General features: G+C 35.4%; 23 protein-coding genes and 1 riboswitch. Of the genes, 6 read left to right on the top strand and 17 right to left on the bottom strand.

Annotated features, from left to right (window positions below):
- Positions 1-14: 14 nt before the first annotated feature.
- The 4 genes from RRB46_RS07670 to RRB46_RS07655 form a co-directional block, all read right to left on the bottom strand.
- Entirely contained in the window at positions 15-449 is a 435-nt protein-coding gene (locus RRB46_RS07670) for a MarR family transcriptional regulator (RefSeq protein WP_311538082.1), read from the bottom strand.
- A 268-nt stretch (positions 450-717) separates the two neighbouring features.
- Entirely contained in the window at positions 718-1,572 is an 855-nt protein-coding gene (locus tag RRB46_RS07665; protein ID WP_311538081.1) for a DegV family protein, read from the bottom strand.
- On the bottom strand, positions 1,572-2,075 hold the full coding sequence (locus RRB46_RS07660; protein WP_297688116.1) for a DUF1836 domain-containing protein: 504 nt from the start codon (positions 2,073-2,075) through the stop codon (positions 1,572-1,574). Before RRB46_RS07660 ends, RRB46_RS07665 begins: the two co-directional genes overlap by 1 nt.
- Positions 2,076-2,118: 43 nt before the next feature.
- Complete coding sequence (locus RRB46_RS07655) at positions 2,119-2,856, bottom strand: hypothetical protein (RefSeq protein ID WP_311538080.1); 738 nt, start codon at positions 2,854-2,856, stop codon at positions 2,119-2,121.
- Between the two features lie 100 nt (positions 2,857-2,956).
- Between RRB46_RS07655 and RRB46_RS07650 the strand changes: the two genes are divergently transcribed.
- Together RRB46_RS07650 and RRB46_RS07645 are read left to right on the top strand one after the other, a co-directional pair.
- Positions 2,957-3,415: an aminoacyl-tRNA deacylase gene (locus tag RRB46_RS07650; protein ID WP_311538079.1), complete on the top strand. Its 459-nt coding sequence runs from the start codon at positions 2,957-2,959 to the stop codon at positions 3,413-3,415.
- Entirely contained in the window at positions 3,406-4,077 is a 672-nt protein-coding gene (locus RRB46_RS07645; protein WP_311538078.1) for a hypothetical protein, read from the top strand. The genes RRB46_RS07650 and RRB46_RS07645 overlap by 10 nt, the downstream gene beginning before the upstream one ends.
- On the opposite strand, the gene RRB46_RS07640 is transcribed toward RRB46_RS07645, so the two are convergent.
- The 5 genes from RRB46_RS07640 to lysA are packed head-to-tail and all read right to left on the bottom strand — an operon-like array spanning position 4,070 to position 8,950.
- On the bottom strand, positions 4,070-5,023 hold the full coding sequence (locus RRB46_RS07640) for a diaminopimelate dehydrogenase (RefSeq protein ID WP_311538077.1): 954 nt from the start codon (positions 5,021-5,023) through the stop codon (positions 4,070-4,072). The genes RRB46_RS07645 and RRB46_RS07640 overlap by 8 nt on opposite strands.
- The gene (gene dapB, locus RRB46_RS07635) at positions 5,016-5,777 is read right to left on the bottom strand and encodes a 4-hydroxy-tetrahydrodipicolinate reductase (RefSeq protein WP_311538076.1); all 762 of its coding nucleotides are present in this window, start codon (positions 5,775-5,777) and stop codon (positions 5,016-5,018) included. The genes RRB46_RS07640 and dapB overlap by 8 nt, the downstream gene beginning before the upstream one ends.
- Positions 5,771-6,652, bottom strand: a complete 882-nt coding sequence (dapA, locus tag RRB46_RS07630; RefSeq protein WP_311538094.1) for a 4-hydroxy-tetrahydrodipicolinate synthase — start codon at positions 6,650-6,652, stop codon at positions 5,771-5,773. The genes dapB and dapA overlap by 7 nt, the downstream gene beginning before the upstream one ends.
- Positions 6,652-7,635 (bottom strand): aspartate-semialdehyde dehydrogenase, encoded by a 984-nt coding sequence (locus tag RRB46_RS07625; protein ID WP_311538075.1) that lies wholly within the window; start codon positions 7,633-7,635, stop codon positions 6,652-6,654. Before RRB46_RS07625 ends, dapA begins: the two co-directional genes overlap by 1 nt.
- 16 nt (positions 7,636-7,651) lie before the next feature.
- Entirely contained in the window at positions 7,652-8,950 is a 1,299-nt protein-coding gene (gene lysA, locus RRB46_RS07620; RefSeq protein ID WP_311538074.1) for a diaminopimelate decarboxylase, read from the bottom strand.
- A gap of 82 nt (positions 8,951-9,032) precedes the next feature.
- A riboswitch (Lysine riboswitch) is annotated at positions 9,033-9,173 on the bottom strand.
- A gap of 122 nt (positions 9,174-9,295) precedes the next feature.
- On the opposite strand from lysA, the gene RRB46_RS07615 reads away from it, so the two are divergent.
- Positions 9,296-10,669 carry an aspartate kinase gene (locus RRB46_RS07615; protein WP_311538073.1) on the top strand — a complete coding sequence of 458 codons (1,374 nt, stop codon included), beginning with the start codon at positions 9,296-9,298 and terminating at the stop codon, positions 10,667-10,669.
- 57 nt (positions 10,670-10,726) lie between these two features.
- On the opposite strand, the gene RRB46_RS07610 is transcribed toward RRB46_RS07615, so the two are convergent.
- The 7 genes from RRB46_RS07610 to RRB46_RS07580 all read right to left on the bottom strand — a co-directional run bounded on the left by RRB46_RS07610 (position 10,727) and on the right by RRB46_RS07580 (position 18,424).
- Positions 10,727-12,076 carry an acetyl-CoA hydrolase/transferase C-terminal domain-containing protein gene (locus tag RRB46_RS07610; protein WP_311538072.1) on the bottom strand — a complete coding sequence of 450 codons (1,350 nt, stop codon included), beginning with the start codon at positions 12,074-12,076 and terminating at the stop codon, positions 10,727-10,729.
- Between the two features lie 142 nt (positions 12,077-12,218).
- Positions 12,219-13,400 (bottom strand): acetyl-CoA C-acetyltransferase, encoded by a 1,182-nt coding sequence (locus tag RRB46_RS07605; RefSeq protein ID WP_296129554.1) that lies wholly within the window; start codon positions 13,398-13,400, stop codon positions 12,219-12,221.
- A gap of 32 nt (positions 13,401-13,432) precedes the next feature.
- Positions 13,433-14,275 carry a 3-hydroxybutyryl-CoA dehydrogenase gene (locus RRB46_RS07600; RefSeq protein ID WP_106460782.1) on the bottom strand — a complete coding sequence of 281 codons (843 nt, stop codon included), beginning with the start codon at positions 14,273-14,275 and terminating at the stop codon, positions 13,433-13,435.
- An 11-nt stretch (positions 14,276-14,286) separates the two neighbouring features.
- Positions 14,287-15,066 carry an enoyl-CoA hydratase-related protein gene (locus RRB46_RS07595; RefSeq protein ID WP_311538071.1) on the bottom strand — a complete coding sequence of 260 codons (780 nt, stop codon included), beginning with the start codon at positions 15,064-15,066 and terminating at the stop codon, positions 14,287-14,289.
- Positions 15,067-15,444: 378 nt separating this feature from the next.
- On the bottom strand, positions 15,445-16,446 hold the full coding sequence (locus tag RRB46_RS07590) for an electron transfer flavoprotein subunit alpha/FixB family protein (protein WP_297688137.1): 1,002 nt from the start codon (positions 16,444-16,446) through the stop codon (positions 15,445-15,447).
- A gap of 9 nt (positions 16,447-16,455) precedes the next feature.
- On the bottom strand, positions 16,456-17,265 hold the full coding sequence (locus RRB46_RS07585; RefSeq protein ID WP_297688139.1) for an electron transfer flavoprotein subunit beta/FixA family protein: 810 nt from the start codon (positions 17,263-17,265) through the stop codon (positions 16,456-16,458).
- Between the two features lie 22 nt (positions 17,266-17,287).
- Positions 17,288-18,424 (bottom strand): acyl-CoA dehydrogenase, encoded by a 1,137-nt coding sequence (locus RRB46_RS07580; protein WP_297688141.1) that lies wholly within the window; start codon positions 18,422-18,424, stop codon positions 17,288-17,290.
- 376 nt (positions 18,425-18,800) lie between these two features.
- Between RRB46_RS07580 and RRB46_RS07575 the strand changes: the two genes are divergently transcribed.
- From RRB46_RS07575 to RRB46_RS07565, 3 genes are read left to right on the top strand one after another with little or no spacing between them, the layout of a single operon-like run.
- Positions 18,801-20,225: an FAD-binding oxidoreductase gene (locus RRB46_RS07575; RefSeq protein ID WP_311538070.1), complete on the top strand. Its 1,425-nt coding sequence runs from the start codon at positions 18,801-18,803 to the stop codon at positions 20,223-20,225.
- Positions 20,226-20,235: 10 nt separating this feature from the next.
- Positions 20,236-20,583 (top strand): CidA/LrgA family protein, encoded by a 348-nt coding sequence (locus tag RRB46_RS07570; protein WP_311538069.1) that lies wholly within the window; start codon positions 20,236-20,238, stop codon positions 20,581-20,583.
- A gap of 11 nt (positions 20,584-20,594) precedes the next feature.
- Positions 20,595-21,287 (top strand): LrgB family protein, encoded by a 693-nt coding sequence (locus RRB46_RS07565; RefSeq protein WP_311538093.1) that lies wholly within the window; start codon positions 20,595-20,597, stop codon positions 21,285-21,287.
- Between the two features lie 1,088 nt (positions 21,288-22,375).
- On the opposite strand, the gene hisS is transcribed toward RRB46_RS07565, so the two are convergent.
- The gene (hisS, locus tag RRB46_RS07560; RefSeq protein ID WP_311538068.1) at positions 22,376-23,665 is read right to left on the bottom strand and encodes a histidine--tRNA ligase; all 1,290 of its coding nucleotides are present in this window, start codon (positions 23,663-23,665) and stop codon (positions 22,376-22,378) included.
- Between the last annotated feature and the right edge of the window lie 11 nt (positions 23,666-23,676).

The following is a 23,676-nucleotide window of genomic DNA, read 5'->3' as shown; positions in this document are numbered from 1 at the left end:
TATGATCCCCTATTTTAATTATTTATATTTTTCATCTCTTCCTTGATTAGGTCAAGTGAGTGGTATATATGATCCATCTCTTCCTGGCTTAGCTTTTCTTCAAGCCTATCTATAACTTGGCTTATACTAGAAAAAGCAATTTTCTTGTAGGCCTTAAACCTATCTGTCAATTTTAAGATAAATTCCCTACCATCTTCCTTTGACTGGACTTTTTCTACATAGCCCTTTGCTACTAGGGTGTTGATTTTGTAGGAAATATTTGGCTGCGAGATTCCTAGGATCCTGACAAGCTCATTGACTGTAGGTCTTTCTAGTGAGTCGATTATATTTACTACCATTGACTCTGTATAGGTAAGGGTGGCTTCTCTTTTTTCAAAACCCGAATAGATTTTGGTATAAAAATTGATATTTGCCATTGTTATTATGTCTTCTAAAACGGTTTTTTTCATTTAGACCCTCTTTTGTATTTTTAATAATTTAGAATATATCTTTAATAACTATTATCTTATAATATATGAAAAAAGGCAAATATTCTCATTCATTATTATGCATATTCTTAGTGATTCATTAAGCTATCAAGGTCTTAGCTAGTTTTTAATACTAGATTAGTCAAAGTTCTAAAATAAAAAATCACCCCATAATTTTGATAAAGCCCTAGAAATTTATAGTAATCTTAAGGCTTTCTAAATATGGGATGATTGTTATTTATTAACTTTCCTAATCTAGAATAAAAAATCCAAAGCCAAATAGGCCTGGTCCTGTATTTGCACCAAGAGTAGGAGAGATTTGTTCTTCTATATAAAGGCTTGCCCTATCTATATAATCCTTAAGCAAGTCCCTAAGCTTTACTAATCCTTCTTCATAGCCTCCGTGGGCTATGAACATATAGTAGTCTTTGGCATTTGTTAGGTACTGGTCGGCGATTTTTTCTAATTGCCTAAAGACCTTTTTCTCTCCCCTAACGATTTTTACTATCTCAAAGCCTCCTTCTGGTTGGCTAGTTTTTACTATTGGCTTTACTGATAAGGCATCTCCAATCTTTGCAAATGATTTTGGAACCCTGCCGCCTGCTACTATATATTTAAAGGATTCTATAGTGAAAAATACCTTAGAGTCATAAATTTTAGAAGCCAAGGCCTCTTTGATTTCTACAAATATTTTTCCATCATCTATTAATTTTTTGGCATAAACAGCAAATAGGCCTTCTGCTAAGGTTAGGTTGCCAGTGTTTAGGGCAAAGATATCAAGACCTTCGACTTCTGCAAGATTTATGGCATTAAAAGTACCTGAATACTTACTTCCTATACTTATAGCTATAAGTTTATCATAACCATCATCTCTTATTTTCTCCAAAAGTGCATAAATATCTCCAGGTGATGGCATGGATGTTTTAGGCAAGCTTTCTTTAGACCTCACCCAATCATAAAATTCATCTGGGCTTATATCTAATCTATCTCTTAAAAACTCGCCTTCCAAGTTTATATACAAGGGCAAAAGGTAAAAGCCTTCTTTTTCTATTAATTCTAAAGGCAAATCTCCTGCTGAGTCTACCAATATTGCAATTTTTTCCATCATTTCTCCTCGCTCTCATCTATGATTATTTTTGTATAAAGTTTTGTAAATAAGGAGCTTGCAAGGTAATACCAAACCTTGTCACGGTGTTCTTTGAAATTTACCTTTATATTTAAGTTATTATTTGTATTTAGAAAATCTTTTTTAGCACAGGTAAATATGCCTACAAAGTCTTGATAGGACTCTTTAAAGGCAAAATTTTCAATTTCTATCTCAATTCCCTTTACTATATCCTCAATACTGATTACCTGCTTAAAAATCGTTATAACTATAAGCTGTGCAATAGTCGATCTCATGTATTTTTTATTGTCAGGTTTTTCTATATATTCTAATTTAACATAATTATTTATCATAGATGGTGTAATTACATTTTTATCTACTACGTATAAGGGGCTTAGAACTTCTTTCAAATAGTCGAGAAGCTCTCCTTTGTAGAGGCCATAGCTTGGAATTTCATCCCAATTAGGAAGCTCCATACTTGCTAATCTTCTTATTTTTTCCATCTCATTCTTCCTTATTATACTTCACCAAGCTTTTAAAACTAAATCAGTCAACTTCTATTTCTATTTCTTCATTTAACTTTTTTATCTGTCTTATGTTTAAGGCCTTATTTTTATATTTATCTTTAAATTCCTTGCTGATTTCTTCCCTTCCACCAATATTTGTCGGGAAAAATATCTGGCTTTCGGATACTTTCACTAGGCTATCCAAATAAGCTAGAGATTTTTCATCTAGGGGGTAAATTGGCAAGAAGATTATATCAATTTTTTCTTCTTCCAAATAATCTAATAGGTCAAGATAGGCCTCATCATCTATGGTATCAAAATTTATATGACCCCCATAAAATATTACCAAAGAGTCAATTCTTATTAGGTAGGCAAGGCTTGATCTATCAAGGCTAAAGCATTTGACCTTAAAATTTTTATCTCCAAGTTTAAAATTTAAAAAATCTCCTTCTTTGACTAATTTTACCTCTTGTCTATTGTATAAGTCCTTAAGCTCTTTCATACCAAGCTCATCCTTATTTAGGTAGATTACATTATCTTGAAATTCTAAATCCCTAACAGATTCGTTTATTATGTAGTCAATCGACTTAAGCTTTTCCAAGTTAAAAATCTCTGTTGTATAAGCTTTCTCATCGTTTTCTGTTACAAAAAATAAGCTGTGTTTTGATTCCGGTATATCGAGAATGCCTCTTGCATAGTCAAAGACTAGGAGCAAATCCCCATATTCCAAGCTATAGCAGGAATCATATATATAATTTGCATAAACTTTTTCGCTCATCTTAACTCCTTCATATAGAAATTTATACCCATTTTTATTTTATTTAAAGTATAATTCTTCTGAGGTGATTATTATCAAAAAAGAAATTAAAACTAATGCAATGAGATTTTTAGATAAGAAAAAAATACCATATGAACATATAGACTATGAATTAGACCACGAATTTATCTCTGCAACTGATTTAGCATCAGAAAACGGATCGGACATAGCAACAGTCTTTAAGACCCTAGCCTGCGAGTCTAAGAATGGCGATATCTATATCCTAGTCATAAATGGCGGCGATGAAATCGACTTTAAGAAGGCTGCTAAGGAAATAGGGGTCAAATCCCTATCTATGCTTCATCTTAAGGATTTAAAAAATACTGTAGGCTACGAAAGAGGAGCCACTACCCCCCTTGCCCTTAAGAAGAATTTCCCAGTCTTTATAGACAAAAAAGCAAAAGACCTTGAATTTATTAAGGTATCTGCAGGCAAGGTTGGTCACAGCCTTAAGATAAGACCAGATGATTTAATAAAGGCAAGCTCTGGCAAATATGCCGATTTAATCCAATGTTCTTAGAAAAAATTACAGGAGAAAGGATCGAAAGATTTGAATTTCTCCCTGCTTATTCTCTTAATTTCTTAGAGACAAATGAGAATAAAAGTCAAAGGCCAGCTGGCTTTAGAATTTCTTTTTCAAATGATGAAAATAATGAAAAATTAAGGCTCCTTGCCATTCTTTCTCCAATTTTCATCGCTTCTTTTGACAACGGGGCTTATGAGCTAGAGTTTTTAAAGAAGTCTATAGAAAATTCTTCCTATGAATTTGGCCTATATCCACATTTTTTCACAAATTTTGATAAGGACCAATATTTCAGTGTTGATAGGTCTCAGGATGATATTTACTTATCTGAGGGTGGGCTTATTTATTTTTCCTTCAACGACCTTGATGAGAAATATCTACCAAGCCTTGCCTGCCTAATCAATGAACTTATTATAAATGATGATAATAGAGCAGACCTTCTCGCTTATTTTAAAGAAATAAGGGATGATATAGTCATAAATGGCAGGAGGTCAATCCTTGCCAATGGTATCCAGGCCTTTTACCTAAGCAAATATGTAGTGGTTTGGATGCTTGACCTAATCTCATTTATTAAAGAAAAAAATCCAGGAGCCTTTAAATATCTTTTGCCAATTCATGATTTGGCAAATAATTTAAAGACTCCAAGAAATCTTAAATAGAATCTATCAAATCTTCATAAGACTTGAAGGATAAATATTTTGGTGCTACATCTAATACGGTGATAGCACCTTTTTTACCTTCTTTTTTTAGGGCATAGGCTGCTCTGGCATAGGCTATATCGCATGCTGCAGTGAAGTCTGGATTGCTTTTTAAGTCAAGGCTAAATTCTATTACAGACCTAGTAGAACCTGAAGCCATTCCATTTCTAAATACATAACCACCGTGGACCATTTCCTTGTGATTTTTGTTTAATTCTTCTTGGCTTATAAAGCGGACTATGGTTTCATAGCCTACAAAATAATCTGGCATGGTCTTTATGGCCTCTTCAATTTTTCCCTTGTCGGCATCTTCTTCAGCAACTACAAAAACTTCTCTTAAGTGTGCCTTGTGAGGGTCAAATTCGATTTCTTCCCCCGCCCTAACTCTTTCTAGGACTTCATCCCTTGGTATGGTGTATTGGGTGGCATCTAGAACCCCATCAATTGCTCTTACAGCTGCTGAATGGCCTTGGCTTACGCCCTTGCCCCAAAAAGTGTAGGTCGCTCCTTGTGGGAGGATTGCCTGACCTATTAGCCTTTGGAGGGAAAATAAGCCTGGGTCCCAACCTGTTGAGATTAAGGCAAGCTTGTCAGCTTTTTTTCCTATTTCATCCATCATATGATAATATTCTTTAATCTTTGCGTGGTTATCAAAAGAATCTAAGGTGTTGAAATTTTCTAAAAGCTTAGGTCCTTGGGCCATGATGTCCTTATCAGATGACCCACAAAGGATTAAAAGGTCAATTTCATCCTTATAGGCTAAAATATTATCAAAAGATTCGTACAAGTCATGATTTAAGTTTCTCCTTGAAAATATCTTTATAAGTTCCATGTCAGGGCTATTTTTTATTGCCTTTTCTACTGATTTTCCTAAATTTCCGTAACCAACTATTCCTATCCTAATCATCCATACCTCTTATTACATCTTTAAAATTATATCTTCCTGGCTTCTTGCCTACTATAAAACTTGCTGCCTTGAGGGCCCCTACAGCAAAGATTTTTTTAGACCCTGCCTGGTGCTTTATTTCTAAGACCTCATCGACTCCGGCAAATATTAGTCTGTGCTCTCCAACAATTGATCCGGCCCTGATTGAAGAAATACCAACATCTGTTGCCATTCTCTCATCATCATGGGTCATAGCTCTCATGACCTTATTAAGCTTATTATCTCTAGCAGAATTTACCGCATCAAAGATCATATTTGCTGTACCCGATGGGTTGTCTTTTTTCTTGTTGTGGTGGCTTTCTACTATTTCTATATCAAAGTCACTTAAGCCCTTGGCTAGAAGCCTTGCTACCTCTAGCATAATATTTATGCCAAGCGAATAATTTCCCTCTTGCATGAAGGCTATCTTATCAGCTAGCTTATTTATTTTAGCCAAGTCCTCTTCTGTATAACCTGTTGTTGCAAAAATCACTGGAATTTCCCTAGAGCTTGCATAGGAAATTATATGGTCAAGTAGAGCCCTGTTTGAAAAATCTATTATGACATCCGCCTTTTCTTCTAGCTTTGAAAAGTTATCGTAGATTGGAAATTCGAAGCTTCCATCACTTGCCTTATCTATACCAGCAATAATCTTATAATTTTCATTTTCTCTTACTACTTCTGCCAGGGTCCTTCCCATGGCTCCCTTAGCTCCGACTAATAAAATTTTTAACATAGGCCAAACTCCTTTAATTTTTCTTTTAAAATCGCTTCTGTGTTGGTATTTGCAGGTGTTAAAGGTAGTCTTAGAGTATTTTTGCAAAGGCCTATCATTGCTGCCGCTGCCTTGACTGGAACCGGATTTACTTCTATAAATAAATCTTTTATTAGATCTATGTATTTTAAGTGAAGGCTAGCTGCCTTATCTGTTTGACCAGCCTTAAAAAGTTCGTAAATTTTATGGTTTTCTTTTGGCAAGATATTTGCAAGTACTGATATAGACCCATCTATGCCAAGGGCAAGCATTGGTAAGGTCAAATCATCATTTCCTGAATAGACCGCAAAGTCTTTTGGCTTTTGGGCTAAAAGCTGTGCTGTATAGGATAAGTCTCCTGTAGCATCCTTTATTCCAACTATATTTTCAATTTGTGCTAGCCTTAGGGTCATATCTAGGTCGATATTTACATTTGTCCTAGATGGAACATTGTATAAAATAATTGGCTTAGATGAATTTTCCGCAATATAGGCGAAGTGCTCGTATAGACCTTCTTTTGTAGCTTTGTTATAGTAAGGAGTCACAACTAGCAAGCCATCCACACCTTCTATTTGGCTGACCTTTTTGCTAAAGGCTGCCGCAGAGTAGGTGTCATTTGAACCTGTTCCTGCAATTATCGGTAGCCTTCCACCGATTTTTTCTACTGTATATTTAATTAATTTTATCTTCTCATCTTCTGTCATAGTTGTGGCTTCACCAGTAGTTCCGCACACAACTAGGGCATCGGTAGAATTTTCTAGATGAAAGTCTAAAATTTTATCGTAGGCCTTATAGTCTACATCTAATTTTTCATCAAATGGCGTTATTACTGCTACTGCAGAGCCTTTAAAGATCATCACATATCCTCCACTAAAAGTTCAGCTATCTCTATTGCATTTAGGGCAGCTCCCTTTCGGATATTATCGGCAACTGTCCATAGATTTAGAGAATTCTCACAAGAATTATCCTTCCTAATTCTACCTACAAAAACTTCGTCCTTACCTGAAACAAAGGCTGGCATTGGGTAAATTTCTTCTTTAATGTCATCTTCTAGAATTACTCCTGGTGTCTCTTTTATTGTCTGTCTAATCTCATCAAGAGTGAAGTCTTTTTTAAGTTTAAGATTGATTGACACGCCGTGAGAATTGCTTACAGGGACCCTTATGGCTGTAGCTGTGATTTTTAAATCCTGATCGTCTAGGATTTTCTTTGTTTCATCAATCATCTTCATCTCTTCTTTGGTATAGCCATTATCTAAAAAAACATCGATTTGAGGAAGGACATTGTCATAGATTTTGTATTTCCAGTGGTCATTTTTCTTTTCATATAGATCTTCAAGAGCCCTTTCTCCACCACCAGATACAGCTTGGTAGGTGTTATAGATTATCCTTTCAATCCCAAAGCCTTGGTGGATCTTTGAAATAGCAAGGACTGATTGGATTGTAGAGCAGTTTGGATTTGCTATTAGCATATCATCTTTCTTGATATCATCTGGGTTTACCTCTGGAATTACTAGAGGAACATTTTTATCCATCCTAAAAAATGAAGAGTTATCTACGACCTTTATCTTATTTTTTATGGCAAGTGGTATGTATTTTTCAGAAACTGATCCGCCTGCTGCAAATAAGGCTATATCAATACCCCTATTATCAAAAGAATCTTCTTTAAGCTCCTCAATTATTACTTCTTTTCCTGCGTAGGCAATCTTTGTTCCTGCTGATTTTTTTGAAGCAAAGGCAAAGAGTTTTTCTACTGGGAAATTTCTTTCTTCAAGAATTTCCCTTATCTTTCTGCCAACTAAGCCACTTGCACCAACTACAGCTACATTTACTTTTCTCATTATATTCTCCTTATTCTTATACATATTCTAAATCATTTACAATTAAATCTTCTAAAACTTCTCTTCTTACAGCAAGACTTGCCTTGCCATCTTCCACAAATACTACAGCAGGTTTTAGCTGCTTATTATAAGATGAAGACATGGCAAGCGAGTAGGCCCCGGTATTTTCTATAGCAAGGATATCGCCTTTTTGCGGCTTATCTAGCCTTGCCTCATCTATCAATATATCACCTGACTCACAAAGCTTACCTGCCACCCTGTAGGTCTGATAAGCTTCCCCTTTGGCCCTATTGGCCAGAAGAGCGTCGTATTTGGCCCCATAAAGGCTGGGCCTGATATTATCACTCATGCCCCCATCAATAAAAACTAGAGGCAAGCCTTCTAGTGTATGTTTTACAGATCCTACCCTATAAAGAGTGGTTCCTGCTTGATTTACCATAGACCTTCCAGGCTCTATGCCTACAGTCTCTATTGATAAATCATAATCTTTTATAGATTTTTCTATGTAGCCTATAAATTCTTTGAGGAAGGCTCCCAAATCATAGGATGGATCTTCTTTATTTTGCCTAACTCCAAAGCCACCACCGAAGTTTATGGCCTTAAACTTATAAGCTAGGTCCTCTTCCATTTCCTTGGTAAATCTAAGCAAGATATCTGCTTCTTCCTTGAAAAATCCAAGCTCATTGACCTGGCTACCTATATGGGCGTGAAAACCAAGAAGCTTGATGGCCTTTGAATTTGCCATCTCTTTTATTATATCCTTTAATTTTTCATCTCTTATGTTTATTCCAAATTTTGAATCAGCATTTGATGTTTGGATATATTTATGAGTTGATGTCTTCACATCAGGATTAATCCTAAGTAGGCAGTCGATTTTTTTATCAGAATTTAAAAGCAAATCTTCTATTAATTTAAATTCGTCGTAATTATCTATTATTATCAGGCCAATATTATTATCTATAGCATAGGCAAGTTCTTCTTTTGTTTTGTTATTACCATGAAAATGAATTTTTTCAGGATTAAAACCTGCTTTCAAGGCTAGAAATATTTCCCCCATTGAGACCGCATCTACAAAAGTTCCTTTTTGGGCTAGTAGGCCAAGGATATAGAGATTGGAAAGAGCCTTTGATGCATAAATCACCTCGGTTCTAAGGGTATCTGACTTAAAATTTTCTAAGAAGCAAGCTGCCGTATCCTTTATTAATTTTTGATCATATACATAAAGGGGTGTTCCATATTCCTCTACTAATTTTAAAGTCGAAACCCCACCAATATGGAGAATATTGTCTATATATTCATAGTTTTTTTCTAACATTTTTCCTCCTAAATCATGACTTAATACTTAGCCTAAAAAGAAAAAGACCACAAGCAAAAGGCTCATGATCTTCCTTTCGCCTGACTTAGCAAGTACTCCAAAAAGATCTGGCGAATCTTTTTGACAGTCATATACCTATTTGACATATGACCAATACCATGTATTTCGGCGGTTACACCTTTCGGTTTCCCTAATCTTTGCAACCGCGACCCCTTAACTAAATCTGTATTTATTACATAGTCTATCAGTTATCTTGTATTTTGTCAAGTTTTAAATTATTTTTATACGAAGACTTTAATTTTAATACAAAATGTGGTACACTTTAATACAATAGGAGAAAATGATATGAAAAAAACAGCTAAATTTGGTGGAAGCTCTGTAGCTAACGCCAATCAAATAAAAAAATTAACAAATATTGTAAAAAATGATAAGGACATAAGGGCCATCGTCGTATCTGCTCCGGGCAAAAGATTTAAGGCAGATATAAAGGTGACAGACCTTTTGATAAATCTTTATAAGGACTATAAGCAAGATAGCCCTTCCTATATCAATAGCTTAGATCAAATTATCTTAAGATATGAGGATATAGCAAAAGACCTTGGCCTTGACCTTGGCCTTGTTGATTCCTTTAAGGAAATTCTTATTGGATTTTTAAAGGATATAGATGATGACTTTTATCTTGAAAATGCTATCAAATCTGCTGGAGAAGATTTTAATGCAAGGCTTATTGCAGCCCACCTAAAAAACGTCGGCCTTGATGCCAAATACATATCCCCAAAAGATTTAGGAATTAGGCTTGAATACTCATTAAATGATGCCAAAATTTTAGATATTTCCTATGATTTGATCAAAAAATATGAAGATTGCGAAGAAATTTTGGTTATACCTGGATTTTTCGGCTTTAACGAAGATGGCTATAGGCTTACATTTTCAAGGGGTGGATCAGATATAACTGGCTCTATGGTTGCTAGGGGTCTTTCTTGCGATATTTATGAAAATTATACAGATATGACCTATATATATTCAGCAAATCCGAATATGTTTCATAATCCTGCCCCTATCAAAAATATTTCCTATGCGGAAATGAGGGAATTATCCTACAATGGTTTTGAGATTTTCCAGGAGGATGCTGTCCAGCCCCTTCTTGATACAAATATTGAAATTCACGTAAAAAACACAAATAATCCTGATGAAGGCGGCACAATTATTTCTAGGAGCAGGGAAGATACTTCCACTAATCCAATCATAGGTATTTCTGACGTGGGAGCCTTTACTTCCTTTACCCTTACTGAATATATGATGAATAGAAAAATCGGCTATGTCAAAAACGTCCTCGATATTTTCCAATATATGCATATAGCTGTCGAGCACATCCCTACATCTATAGATTCAGTTTCTATTCTTGTAAGAAGCTCTTATATCAAGGATAAATCAAGAAAACTTTCTATCGTTAACGCCATTAATTCATCTTTTAACCTTGTTGATTTAGACCTTAATGATAGGCTGAAGGCCATTGCAATTGTAGGCGAAGGTCTTAAGGATAAGATGACTAAGGCTCTTTACATCTTTTGTAAGGTCCTTGATGATATTGATATTAATATAGAATATATTATCCAAGGAGCCAGCAATAATTCTCTTTTCATCTTTGTAGATGAGGATGACGAGGATAAGGCTCTTAAGGCTCTTTATAAGTCAATTTATGAGGAAGAAAGCCTATAAGATAAGTAAAAAAATTGCCCTGCATTGAATAATCAATGCTAGGGCATTTTTTAAATCTTAGATTCTCTTGTTGGTATTTCTCCAAATTCCTAATTCTTCTGCTTGTTTTATTAATTCGTCTCTATTATCTGGATGAGCTAGGCTTACTAAAGCTTCTGCTGCTTGCCAGGTTGTGAGACCCTTAAAGTTTACTATACCTTGTTCTGTAGCTATATAGTGGGTATTAGATCTTACTGCTGTTGCTTGAGTTCCTGGTGCAAAGGTTGGAACGATGTTTGAAATTCTCTTACCTTCTTTATTTACTCTTGAAGAGATTAGTGAGATTATTGATCTACCACCCTTTGATCTATATGCACCAAGTACGAAGTCTAGGGCTCCACCTGCTCCTGAAATATGTTTTGTTCCTACAGATTCAGCTGAGATTTGTCCCCAAAGGTCTACTTGTAGGACTGTATTGATTGATACGAAGTTATCAAGAGATGCTACTACTCCAACATCATTTACATAGTCTACTGGTGCTGCCATTAATTCTTCATTATCATCGATATAATCGTATAGTTCTTGGCTACCTGCTGCAAAGGCATAAGTTTGACGACCTATGTCTATGTTTTTCTTCATACCTGTAATCCTACCAGCTAGGGCCATTTCTCTAAAGGCATCTACATACATTTCTGAGTGAACACCTAGGTCTTTTAGGTCAGATTTTGCTATTTGTGAACCGATAGCATTTGGAAGCCCACCTATACCTAGTTGAATTGTATCGCCATCACGAAGTGTGTCTACTACATATTTAGCAGCCTTAAGTTCTTCTTCACCAAATTTCGCACTTGGAAGGGTTAGCATTGGATAGTTGCTTGATTCAAATACATAGTCTACGTCTTTGATATTTATAAAGTTTTCAAAACCACCCAGAGCTCTTGGCACGTTTTTATTGATTTCTAGAATAACCTTGTCAGAATTTTGGAATGATGCCATAGCGTGTGATGCAGAAATACCAAAGTTGAAGTTACCATGTTTATCCATTGGTGAAACTTGGATTACACTTATTGCAGCTTTGTCAGCGTTTTCTGCTAGATATCTTGGAAGCTCGCTGTACTTGATTGGCATGAAGTAAGCGCCGTATTTATTGTTATTTATTAGCTTTCTTTCTGTACCAGATGCATGCCAAGAATGATATGTTATGTGTTCACCTGTTGGATCAGCTGCTCCTACATATGGCATATAAGGAACAACACCTCCTCTTACCTTAACATCTTTAACTTCATCAACTCTTGCAGCTAGGGCCTTATCAAAGTCAACTGGTGTAAGGGCTGCCCAACCTAGTTCAATCCAGTCACCATCTTTTACCATTGCAGCTGCTTCTTTGGCTGTAATCAGTTTTTCTTTGTATAGTTTTTTGTAGTCCATTAATAAAACTCCTTTGTAATATCGTTTTCTTAATTATAATATACCCATAATTGAAAAAAATTATCAATCTTTTCTATTAATTTTTTAAATAATAGCAAAAAAAGTATGCAGACAAGAATATCCGCATACTTTATAAACTATCTTATCTTTCTACTATTACTGCAGTACCCATACCGCCACCTATACAAAGTGTTGCGATACCTTTTTTAGAGTCTCTCTTTTGCATTTCATATAGTAATGTTGTAAGGATTCTAGCTCCGCTTGCTCCAACTGGGTGACCAATTGCGATTGCTCCACCGTTTACGTTTACTATGTCTGTGTTTAGACCTAGTTCTTTGATTACTGAAAGAGCTTGAGCTGCGAATGCTTCGTTTGCTTCGATTAGGTCGATGTCTTCTAGAGTTAGGTTAGCTTTTTCAAGAGCTTTTCTTACTGTTGGGATTGGGCCTGTACCCATGATTTTTGGATCAACACCTTCTGTAGCATAAGAAACTATTGTAGCAAGTGGTTTAACGCCAAGCTCTTTAGCTTTTTCTTCACTCATTACTACTAGGCAAGCAGCACCATCATTGATTCCTGAGGCGTTTGCAGCTGTAACTGTACCATCTTTGATGAAAGCTGGTCTTAGTCCTGAAATACTTTCTGTTGTAACACCTTCTTTAATGTATTCATCTGTATCTACTACTGTAACTTTGCCTTTTCTTCCCTTAACTTCTACTGGTACGATTTCATCTTTAAATCTACCTTCAGCTCTAGCTTTTGCAGCTTTTTGTTGGCTGTCTGCAGCAAGGGCATCTTGTTCTTCTCTTGTTAGGCCGAATTTTTCAGCTATATTTTCAGCTGTAACTCCCATGTGGTAGTCATTGAATGCATCCCAAAGTCCGTCTTTGATCATTTCATCGACAACTTTTTTATCACCCATTCTAGCTCCCCATCTTTCATCTGTTAATAGGTATGGAGCGTTAGACATTGATTCTGTACCACCTGCTAGTACTACATCGCAGTCACCTGCAAGAATCATTTGAGCTGCTAATGATACTGATCTTAGACCTGAACCACAAACGATATTTAATGTCATTGCTGGTTTTTCTATTGGAATACCTGCATCTAGTGCTATTTGACGAGCTATATTTTGACCGTTACCTGCTTGAAGTACACAACCAAGGATTGATTCGTCTATATCTTCTGGTTTAATTCCAGCTCTTTCGATTGCTGCTTTAGCTGCTACTGCACCTAATTCTCTAGCTGTTACTGTTTTGAAAGCTCCGCCGTATGCGCCTACTGGTGTTCTTGCTGCACTTGCTATTACTACTTTTTTAGTCATATTATCTCCTTAAATTCTTTCTCTATTCAATCTTATTTGCTGTAATCGTAGAAGCCTTTACCTGTTTTTCTACCAAGGTCTCCAGCTCTTACCATTTGTCTTAGAAGTGGGCATGGTCTATATTTGCTATCACCAAATTCATTGTAAAGAACTTCCATGATTGCTAGACATGTATCAAGTCCAATTAAATCTCCTAAAGCAAGAGGTCCCATTGGGTGGTTTGCACCAAGTTGCATACCTTTATCGATATCTTCAACACTTGCAAGTCCATCAGCTAATACGCCAACAGCTTCGTTGATCATTGGGATTAGAAGTCTATTTACTACAAAGCCTGGGCCTTCTTTAACTTCGATTGGTTGTTTGCCAAGTTTTTCAGCTAGTTCAAAGATTGCCTTGTTTGTTTCATCAGATGTGTGAAGACCTCTGATAACTTCAACAAGTTTCATAACTGGAACTGGATTGAAGAAGTGCATACCAATTACATTTTCTGGTCTTTTTGTAACTGCAGCTATGTCTGTGATTGAAAGTGAAGATGTGTTTGAAGCAAGGATTGCGCCTTCTTTAACTACTTCATCTAATTCTTTAAAGATTTCTTTTTTAAGTTTTGGATTTTCTGTTGCAGCTTCGATTACTACGTCACAATCAGCTAAATCTTTTACTTCTGTTGTATAAGAAATGTTTTTAAGAGCAGCTTCTTTAGCTTCTTCTGTCATTCTTTCTTTAGCAACTTGTTTAGCATAAGATTTTTCTATTCTAGCTTTTGCTTTTTCTAAGAATTCATCTTTGATATCTCTTACAACAACTTCATAGCTTTTAGCAGCAGTTTCTACAATTCCGCCACCCATGATTCCTGAACCAATTACACCAATTTTCATTTAAAATCTCCTTATTTGTTTTTAAATTCTGCTTTTCCCTTGTTTAGGAAAGCTTCCATGCCTGCTTTTTGATCTTCGCTTGAGAATGTTAGAGCAAATAGGTTTTCTTCAACCTTGATTGCACTATCAATATCAACTTGTCCACCAACATTGATTGCTTCTTTTGATGCTCTAACAGCTATTGGAGCATTACCAGCAATCTTATTAGCTAGTTCATTAACTCTTTCTTCAAGCTTATCAGCTTCTACTACTTCTTGTACTAGTCCAATTTCATAAGCCTTGTCAGCTTTGATATTGTTTGCAGTGTAGATTAAATATTTAGCGAAGCCAGGACCAACTAATCTTTGTAGTCTTTGTGTTCCAGAAAAGCCTGGTGTTATTCCAAGACCTACTTCTGGTTGACCAAATAAAGCCTTTTCACTAGCTATTCTAAAATCACAACTCATAGCAAGTTCGCATCCACCACCTAGGGCAAATCCGTTAATTTGAGCTATCACTGGAATTGGAAGTGATTCGATTTTTCTAAATACTGCAAGTCCCTTTGCGCCAAATTCTTTGCCTTCAATAGGTGTAAGAGTTGACATTTCTTTAATATCAGCTCCTGCAACAAAGCTTCTACCTTCGCCTGTTATGATAAGGCATCTAAGGTCTTTATCTTTTTTGATTTCCTCTACTAAAAGATCTAGTTCATCAAGTACTTGTGAATTAAGTGCGTTTAAAGCTTCTGGTCTGTTGATGCTTAATTTGCCAACATAACCATTAACTTCATACTTTAGAGTTTTGTATTCCATTAATCCCCCTTTTTATAAATCGTTTGCAACATCTAATCTAAATTTATCTGGGCTATTATTTATATACCCATAAGTATATCCTTATATAATTATTATAACAGTTGATATTTTTTTGTCAATCAAATATGTATATTTTTTAACAAAAATAGTTAAATTTTTAATGATTATTTTCTAGGTTTTATTTTAATATATAAGATTGACTATATTTTGTCTATGCCATGTAATAAAAAAGGCAGTTTTGCAAGTGAAAATAAATTTTAATTATCTAGCCTTTTAAATCAGCCTTCTAGCAGGCTTATAGGATTCCTATAAGCCTACCATTAGCCTTTGCCTTTAATTTTATTCTTTCATTTTGCAAGAGTGCCTTATATTTTATTATCAAGCTTTTCTAGCGTTTATCTTTTCGATAAGTGCAGGTACTACCTCAAATAAATCTCCTACGATACCATAATCTGCAACATCAAAGATTGGAGCATCTGGATCTTTATTTATAGCAATTATTGTATCTGATGCGTTAATACCAGCTAAGTGTTGGATAGCTCCAGAGATACCTACTGCTATATATACCTTAGGTGCTACAGTTTTACCTGATTGACCTACTTGGTGAGAGTGAGAAATCCATCCTGAGTCTACTAATGGACGAGATGAACCTACTGTTGCGCCTAAGGCTTCTGCTAAGTCTTCGATTAGCTTTAAGTTGTTAGGATCGCCTAAACCACGTCCACCTGAAACGATAAATTCAGCGCCTACTAAGTCTACATCATCTCCTTCATCTCTTGGGATAAAGTCAAGGATTTTTGTTCTGATTTCGCCTGTGAATTCTATATTTTCTTCGATTTCTTCGATATTATCTTTTCTACCGAATGCTTCTTTAGGGAATACGCCTGGACGTACTGTACCCATTTGTGGTCTTGAATCTGGGCATAGGATTTGTGCCATTAAGTTACCACCAAATGCTGGTCTTGTCCATTGTACGTTTCCTGTTTCAGCATCAACGTCAAGTTCTGTACAGTCTGCTGTAAGTCCTGTGTGTAGTCTTGCAGAAACTCTTGGACCTAAATCTCTACCTTGGTTTGTTGCACCAATTAAGATTGTGTCTGGGTTGTATTTTTCAACAAGTTTTTCTATTGCATTTGCATAAACATCTGTGCTGTAATCTTTGTATACTTCACCTTCGCAAGTGATTATTCTATCAACACCATGATCTTTTACTTCTTCTTTAGCTTTTGCTACATCTTGACCGATTATAACAGCTACTAGGTCTCCACCAAGTGTGTCAGCCATTTTTCTGCCTGGATTTAATAATTCAAGACCTACATTTACAGCTGAACCATCTTCTTTAGTTTCGACTATTACCCAAAGATTTTTATTTTCTGACATAGTTCCTCCTTAAATAAGCTTCTTATCAGCTAAAGCTGCTATTAGCTTATCACAAGCTTCTCCAGCTTCCATATCTACAAACATTTCACCAGTTTTTTCAACTGTTGGTGTATAAGATTTGTTTACTCTTGTTGGTGAACCTTTTAGACCGATAGCTGTTTCATCTATGGTGTCTTTTAGTTCTTCAAGTGTAATTTGTTCGATGGTTGCTTTTTTAGCTTTTAATTTATTTTTGATTTTTGGATATCTTAAATCTTCATCACCGTATTTTGTAAATGTTACAAGACCTGGAAGTGTCATTTGGATATTTCTAGCTCCACCTTCTACTTCTTGAAGTACTTTTGCACCCTCATCATTTAGCTCTAATGTATAAGCATAAGTTACTTGTGGAAGTCCTAAGTGTTCAGCTATTTCTGGACCTACTTGAGCTGTATCACCATCGATTGCTTGAAGTCCACAAAATACCATGTCTGGTTGTCCTTCAGTTTCAGCTACTTTTTTGATAGCTTCTGAAATTATATATGATGTAGCTAAAGTATCTGATCCACCAAATTTTCTATCTGTTACTAGGTAAGCATTGTCAGCACCAACTGCTAGACAATCTCTTAGCATTTGATCTGCTTGTGGAGGTCCCATTGAGATTACTGTTATTTTAACTTCTGGATCTTTATCTTTTAATCTTAGAGCTTGCTCAAGAGCAAAAGCATCATAAGTATTTAAGATACTTGGAACGCCTTTTCTTATTAATGTATTAGTAACCGGATCAATCTTAATTTCGTTTGTATCCGGAACTTGTTTTGCGCATACGAATATATTCATATATATCTCCCTTCGATTTATCTTATCTTAAAAGTGAACCACCAACAACCATTAACATAACCTCTGAAGTACCTTCATAGATTTCTGTTATCTTGGCGTCTCTCATCATTCTTTCTACTTCATATTCTTTAGAATATCCGTAACCACCAAATAGTTGAACTGCTTTTGTTGTAACATCCATTGCTACTCTTGCAGCTTTAAGTTTAGCTTCTGCAGCTGCTACTGTATAGCTTTCGCCAGAATCTTTAAGTGTTGCTGCTTTATAAACTAGGTGACGAGCTGATTCTATATCTATAGCCATTTCAGCTAATTTAAATTGTGTATTTTGGAATTTAGCTATTGGTCTACCAAATTGTTCTCTTTCTTTAACATATTTGATTGCTTTGTTTAGAGCGCCTTCTGCTATACCTAGAGCTTGAGCAGCTATACCAATTCTACCACCATCAAGTGTTTGCATAGCATATTTAAAGCCTTTTCCTTCTTCGCCAAGTAGATTTGCAGCTGGGATTCTACAATCTCTAAATACTAATTCCATAGTAGATGAAGCTTTGATACCCATCTTGTCTTCTTTAGCACCAAAATCAAATCCTGGTGTTCCTTTTTCTACTATAAATGCTGAGATACCTTTTGTGCCTTGTGATTTATCTGTCATAGCAAATACAACATAAGTATCAGCATAACCAGCGTTTGTTATAAAGATTTTTGAACCGTTAAGAACGTATTCATCACCATCTTTAACAGCTGTAGTTTTTTGACCTGAAGCATCTGTACCAGCATCTGGTTCTGTAAGAGCAAAAGCACCTAATTTTTCGCCTGAAGCAAGTGGTGTAAGGTATTTTTGTTTTTGTTCTTCGTTACCAAATTTGTTAATTGCATCAGCACAAAGTGATGTATGAGCTGAAACTATAACTCCTGTTGAAGCACATGCTTTTGATAATTCCTCAACACAAAGTACATATGTAAGTGTATCTAGTCCGATTCCACCGTATTCTTCATCAAAAGGAATACCAAAGAATCCTAATTCTTGCATTTTAGCAACATTTTCTTCAGGGAATCTGTGCTCTTCATCAATTTCGATTGCTATTGGAGCAACTTCTTTTTCTGCAAAATCTCTAAACATTTGTTGCATTTCTAATTGTTCTTCATTTAACTTATACATATTAACTCCTTATTACTAATATTACCTATAAGACTGTATTAATTCTTATAAGTTTATCCTACTGTTATTATCTTAACAATCAAATGGGACTTTGTCAAATAAAAATCAAAATTTTTACAAAAGAAATACAAAAGTAAAGGTTTTTTAACTAAATATACATATATCTAGTTAAAAACAATTCTGTAAAAAAATATTTTTAACAAGTCCTATTCACCAAGATTATACTTGCAATCAAGGCTTTTTCAAACGTTTTCTTAAATATATAAACTTATTGACTGTATTTTTTTTAACATTTAACTTGCTTTGAATAAAAATATTTGTTATACTAATAAGGACAGACAATATAGTTTGTGTCAGTTTTATAAGGAGGATAAATATGACTGATTATAACAAAGTTGATGAACAAATCATTCAACAATTTAGAGATTATGTTTCTGGCAAAGTTTATGCAGGAAACGATATCAACGAAGACTTTTTCCATGATGAAATGCCAATTTACGGTTCTTACAAACCAGATGTATTAATCGAAGCTAAGTCAACAGATGATGTATCTACAATTCTTACAATTTGTAACGAACATAAGATACCTGTACTTGCTCGTGGTGCTGGTTCTGGTCTAGTAGGTTCTGGTGTTGCTATCAATGGTGGAGTCATGATTGATATGCAAGGAATGAACAAAATCCTTGAATACGATCTTGATAACTTAGTTGTTAAAGTACAACCTGGTGTTTACTTACACGACCTTGCTGAAGATTGCCTAACAAAAGGCTATATGTACCCACCTGATCCAGGTGAAAAATTCGCAACTCTTGGAGGTAACGTATCAACAAATGCCGGTGGTATGAGAGCTGTAAAATATGGTACAACTAGAGATTATGTAAGAGCAATGGAAGTAGTTCTTCCTACAGGTGAAGTAACAAGATTCGGAGCTGTTGTTTCTAAAACATCTACAGGTTATTCTCTAAAAGACCTCATGGTAGGTTCAGAAGGTACACTTGGTATCATAACAGAACTAACACTAAGAATAGTTCCTCAAGCTAAACATACAATATCTTTAATAGTTCCATTTGAAACCCTAGAAGATTGTATAGCTACTGTTCCTGTACTATTCAGAGCCCACTTAAAACCACAAGCTATAGAATTTATGGAAAGAAAAATTATTATAGCATCTGAAAAATACATAGGTAAGGAAACATTCCCTAAAAACATAGAAGGTACAGATGTTAATGCTTACCTACTTATCACCTTCGATGGCGATAACGAAGATGAAATTGACCTACAAATGGAACAAGCTGCAGAATTACTAGTAGAAAATGGAGCAATCGATGTACTAGTAGCAGATACTCCAAATGCTATAAAAGACGCATGGGCAGCAAGAAGCTCCTTCCTAGAAGCAATCGACAGCCAATACAAACTAGTAGATGAGTGCGACGTAGTAGTTCCAATCAACAAAATAGCAGAATTCATCAACTTCGTAAATGAAGCAGGCGAAAAATATGACTTCGACGTTCAATCATTTGGTCACGCTGGTGATGGTAACCTACACATTTACGCAGTATCAAATGATGAAGACAAAAAAGAAGAATTCAACAAACAAGTTCATGACTTCATGGAAGAAATCTATACAAAAGCCTATGAATTTGGTGGACAACTATCAGGTGAACATGGTATAGGCCACGGTAAACTAAAATACATGAGAGAATTTGAAGGAGAAATAAATACAAATCTAATCAGGGGAATCAAAAAAGTATTTGACCCTAACATGATTTTAAACCCAGGAAAAGTTGTATCTGTAGACTAAGGACAGATCAATGAAATACCTAAAAGAATTTGTAATCCTGTGTGCATGCCTATTTCTAGGTGTGCTCACAAGGAAAATAATCAACTTCCCTGTTCCAGAAGCAGTTTATGGTATGTTCTACCTATTTCTAGCCCTAAAATTTAACATATTGAAAGTTGAAGATGTAAAAACAACATCAGACGGTATTTTAATTAACCTAGCATTTTTATTTGTACCTGTAGGTGTAGGAATAATGGCCAATTATGATGTAATAAAAGGCAAAATCCCTGCCCTAGTAATTTCAGTATTAATTGGAACAGCAATAACAATGATTGTAACAGGACTAGTGGTACAAACCTTGCAAAAAAGGAGAAAATAGATATGGAAGCAATATTTAATAACCAATATTTTGGAATAATCCTCTCCTTTGCAGCCTATGAAATCGCCAAATGGATAAATTCAAAAGTAAAAACAGCTGTAGCAAATCCTTTGCTAATAGCAATCTTACTTATAGTAGGATTCTTATATGTAACAGGAATCCCTTATGAATACTATAAACTTGGTGGTGACTTCATAGCATTTTTCATAGGACCAGCAACAGTTGCAATGATTATTGACCTTTATATCAACTTAGATGTCCTAAAGAAAAATATCATACCAATCCTAGTAGGTGTTTTGATAGGATCAATAGTATCAATGCTACTAGCCATAGGACTAACAAAGGTATTAGGCCTTGGAAAAGATTTAACTGTCTCTCTAATACCACAATCAATAACAACAGCAATAGCAATATCTCTATCTGGAGAATACCAAGGAATCGTTGCTCTAACAGCTATAACAGTAGTAATAAGAGGAGTAACAGGAGCAGTAATAGCCCCACTTGTAATGAAAATCTTCAAGATAACAGACCCAGTAGCTCAGGGAGTTGCAATAGGTACAGCCTCCCACGCCGTAGGCACATCAGAAGCCAGGAAAATGGGAGAAGTCCAAGGAGCAATGAGTGGTTTATCAATTGCTATAGCAGGAATAATGACAGTTATATTAATGCCAGTGGCAATAATGATAGTAGGAATAGTATTTTAATTTTAAAGGGGCTTACAAAAGCCCCTTTTAAAAATCCCCTCTTTTATTCTTAGAGAAATATTATTATTTTTCTTTATTATCCAAGATTATATTACTATTTAGTTTAATTCTTCGTTATTTTATCACATATTAAATTATTGTCATCAAGCTGATGACTTCGCCTTAAGGAGGGGCGAAGGGGGCGGCCGATGCCCCCTCATGCCCCTCCTTAAACCTCCCCATTTCACCCCCTCCCGGCTCCTTAGGCGGAGTGCGAAATGGGAAGATTTTTTTCAAAATCTTCTTTGATATGATGGATTACCTTGTATTTATCTAGCCTTGTTCTTACTGATTTGAAATCAAAAGTCCCCTAAAAATCACAATCTAGTCCAAATTGTATTTTTTTAGTTACTTGTCATCTTAGTATTAACAAAATTCTTATTTAAGTTTGGTTGTCAGTGTGATTTTCTTGACGGTGACTTTTTATTTTAAATCTCCCAATAGATTAGAAAACCCATCGCTATCGCGATCAAAATATAAGTCCCCACTTATCGCAATGTTTGCGAAGCAAACGAGCCTTAGTACTGCTTAGAGGTTTCCATTATCTCAGAATACAGAAAAATCCTCCCAAGGTCGAGAGATTTTGTAAATGGAGATGCCGTTAAGAAAATCTCCTGACGCACGAATGAATATTAAATTTCTGTAACTACTGAGATGTAGAGTAATTATTAAAGAAACATTTGGACTAGATTGAGATTTTTAGGCATCGGAATGTCAAAATCAGTATGAATAAAGATAGCTAAAACAAGTAGCTATCTCTACCAAGAGAGGCTTGCCGAAGGCAAGCTTCTAATCATGCTCCCCGCTTTAGGGGCCGCCTGGGGGTGTAACGGGGAGGGGTTTAAGGGGAGGCCGATGAGGGACCATGCGGAAGGTCCCTTGGGCCTCCCCTTGAGACGAAGATTCAATTGTATATAATAATAATTTAATAAAAGACAAAGTTAGGAAGAATTAAAGTAAATAATAATCATTCATTAAAAAATAGAAAAAAATACTTTTATCTTGGATATAAAAAAGGGGATTTTTAGGGGGAAGCCCCCTAAAATCCCTTATCTAATACTATCAAATTCAATACTTTCTTGCTCACCAGTCTTCATATTTCTAACTGTGATGGTTTTGTTTTCTCTTTCTTCTCCACCTATTATATAAGCATATTTTACTCCTATCTTATCAGCATAGGAGAATTTCTTTTTTAATTTGCCACCTTCTAGGTAGATGTCTGCACTTTTACCCTTATCGTGAAGGATATTTAGGATATCTATGGCGTAGAAGTTTTCTTCTTCAGACATTGGTATGATCAAAATCTCTGTTAGGTTTTCTTCTTTCTTATCTACTAGGCCTATTTCTTTTAGTTGGTAGAATAGCCTTGTTAGGCCTATGGACATTCCTACTCCTGGTAGGGCTTGTTTGGTGAAGTTGTCTGCTAATTTTTCATAACGACCACCTGATGATACTGAGCCGATTTTTTCATAGCCATTTATAAAGGTCTCATAGACTGTGCCTGTGTAATAATCTAGGCCCCTTGTGATTGATGGATCTAATTTGATATTTGCATCTGGTATGCCTAATTTTATCATGTATTTATAGACAGTTCCTAGCTCTTTTAAGCCCTCTTCATATAAATCATTCTCTACAAGGCCAGCAAATTTATCTAGAGTTTCTTTGTTAGAATTTCCTGCTTCTATAAAAGAAACTATTTTTTCTGCCCTTTCAGAATCCAAAATCTTTATTAGGTCTTCTTTCATATTTTCAAGACCAATCTTATCTTTCTTATCTATAAGCCTTAAAACACCTGTGCTATCTTCAATTCCTAAGGATTCAAAAAATCCATTCAATAGCTTCCTATTATTGATCCTAAAGCTTACGTCTGGTGTATCTAACTTTTCAAAGATTTCATAGATTACCCTTGGTGGGATGGCGTCATTTTCTATGGCGAGCTTGTTGTGACCAATTATATCTATGTCGCATTGGTAAAATTCCCTATAGCGGCCCTTTTGGTTACGCTCTCCCCTATAAACCTTGCCTATGTGGTAGCGTTTGAATGGGAAATTTAAGTCTGAAAAGTGCTCTGCTACATATCTAGCAAGGGGGACTGTAAGATCAAATCTAAGGCTCATATCACGAGTATCTGAGGCTATCTCATAGATTTGCTTTTCAGTTTCTCCCCCACCCTTGGCAAATAAAATTTCATTTTTTTCTATTACAGGTGTATCTATTGGTAGAAATTGATATTTTTTGTAAGTTTCTTCGATAATATTTTTCATCTTGTCAAAAACCAACTGGTCTTCTGGTAAAAGCTCCATAACACCAGCTATGGTAGATGGTCTAACTATATTCATAAATCCCTCTC

Origin of the sequence: uncultured Anaerococcus sp., assembly GCF_963512375.1 — a bacterium.
GTDB lineage: Bacteria > Bacillota > Clostridia > Tissierellales > Peptoniphilaceae > Anaerococcus.
The sequence above is the reverse complement of the archived record's forward strand: the minus strand, read 5'-3'. Positions and strand labels throughout refer to the sequence as shown.

What these genes read in the sequence shown, in the direction of transcription:
- RRB46_RS07670 (WP_311538082.1), bottom strand. Translation starts at nt 449, where the DNA reads ATGAAAAAAACCGTTTTAGAAGACATAATAACAATGGCAAATATCAAT.
- RRB46_RS07585 (WP_297688139.1), bottom strand. Translation starts at nt 17,265, where the DNA reads ATGAATATATTCGTATGCGCAAAACAAGTTCCGGATACAAACGAAATT.
- RRB46_RS07650 (WP_311538079.1), top strand. Translation starts at nt 2,957, where the DNA reads ATGAGATTTTTAGATAAGAAAAAAATACCATATGAACATATAGACTAT.
- dapA (WP_311538094.1), bottom strand. Translation starts at nt 6,652, where the DNA reads ATGATCTTTAAAGGCTCTGCAGTAGCAGTAATAACGCCATTTGATGAA.
- RRB46_RS07655 (WP_311538080.1), bottom strand. Translation starts at nt 2,856, where the DNA reads ATGAGCGAAAAAGTTTATGCAAATTATATATATGATTCCTGCTATAGC.
- RRB46_RS07610 (WP_311538072.1), bottom strand. Translation starts at nt 12,076, where the DNA reads ATGGACTACAAAAAACTATACAAAGAAAAACTGATTACAGCCAAAGAA.
- RRB46_RS07605 (WP_296129554.1), bottom strand. Translation starts at nt 13,400, where the DNA reads ATGACTAAAAAAGTAGTAATAGCAAGTGCAGCAAGAACACCAGTAGGC.
- hisS (WP_311538068.1), bottom strand. Translation starts at nt 23,665, where the DNA reads ATGAATATAGTTAGACCATCTACCATAGCTGGTGTTATGGAGCTTTTA.
- lysA (WP_311538074.1), bottom strand. Translation starts at nt 8,950, where the DNA reads ATGTTAGAAAAAAACTATGAATATATAGACAATATTCTCCATATTGGT.
- RRB46_RS07640 (WP_311538077.1), bottom strand. Translation starts at nt 5,023, where the DNA reads ATGATTAGGATAGGAATAGTTGGTTACGGAAATTTAGGAAAATCAGTA.
- RRB46_RS07625 (WP_311538075.1), bottom strand. Translation starts at nt 7,635, where the DNA reads ATGAGAAAAGTAAATGTAGCTGTAGTTGGTGCAAGTGGCTTAGTTGGC.
- RRB46_RS07575 (WP_311538070.1), top strand. Translation starts at nt 18,801, where the DNA reads ATGACTGATTATAACAAAGTTGATGAACAAATCATTCAACAATTTAGA.
- RRB46_RS07595 (WP_311538071.1), bottom strand. Translation starts at nt 15,066, where the DNA reads ATGGAATACAAAACTCTAAAGTATGAAGTTAATGGTTATGTTGGCAAA.
- RRB46_RS07580 (WP_297688141.1), bottom strand. Translation starts at nt 18,424, where the DNA reads ATGTATAAGTTAAATGAAGAACAATTAGAAATGCAACAAATGTTTAGA.
- RRB46_RS07660 (WP_297688116.1), bottom strand. Translation starts at nt 2,075, where the DNA reads ATGGAAAAAATAAGAAGATTAGCAAGTATGGAGCTTCCTAATTGGGAT.
- RRB46_RS07570 (WP_311538069.1), top strand. Translation starts at nt 20,236, where the DNA reads ATGAAATACCTAAAAGAATTTGTAATCCTGTGTGCATGCCTATTTCTA.
- RRB46_RS07600 (WP_106460782.1), bottom strand. Translation starts at nt 14,275, where the DNA reads ATGAAAATTGGTGTAATTGGTTCAGGAATCATGGGTGGCGGAATTGTA.
- dapB (WP_311538076.1), bottom strand. Translation starts at nt 5,777, where the DNA reads ATGTTAAAAATTTTATTAGTCGGAGCTAAGGGAGCCATGGGAAGGACC.
- RRB46_RS07645 (WP_311538078.1), top strand. Translation starts at nt 3,406, where the DNA reads ATGTTCTTAGAAAAAATTACAGGAGAAAGGATCGAAAGATTTGAATTT.
- RRB46_RS07590 (WP_297688137.1), bottom strand. Translation starts at nt 16,446, where the DNA reads ATGTCAGAAAATAAAAATCTTTGGGTAATAGTCGAAACTAAAGAAGAT.
- RRB46_RS07615 (WP_311538073.1), top strand. Translation starts at nt 9,296, where the DNA reads ATGAAAAAAACAGCTAAATTTGGTGGAAGCTCTGTAGCTAACGCCAAT.
- RRB46_RS07665 (WP_311538081.1), bottom strand. Translation starts at nt 1,572, where the DNA reads ATGGAAAAAATTGCAATATTGGTAGACTCAGCAGGAGATTTGCCTTTA.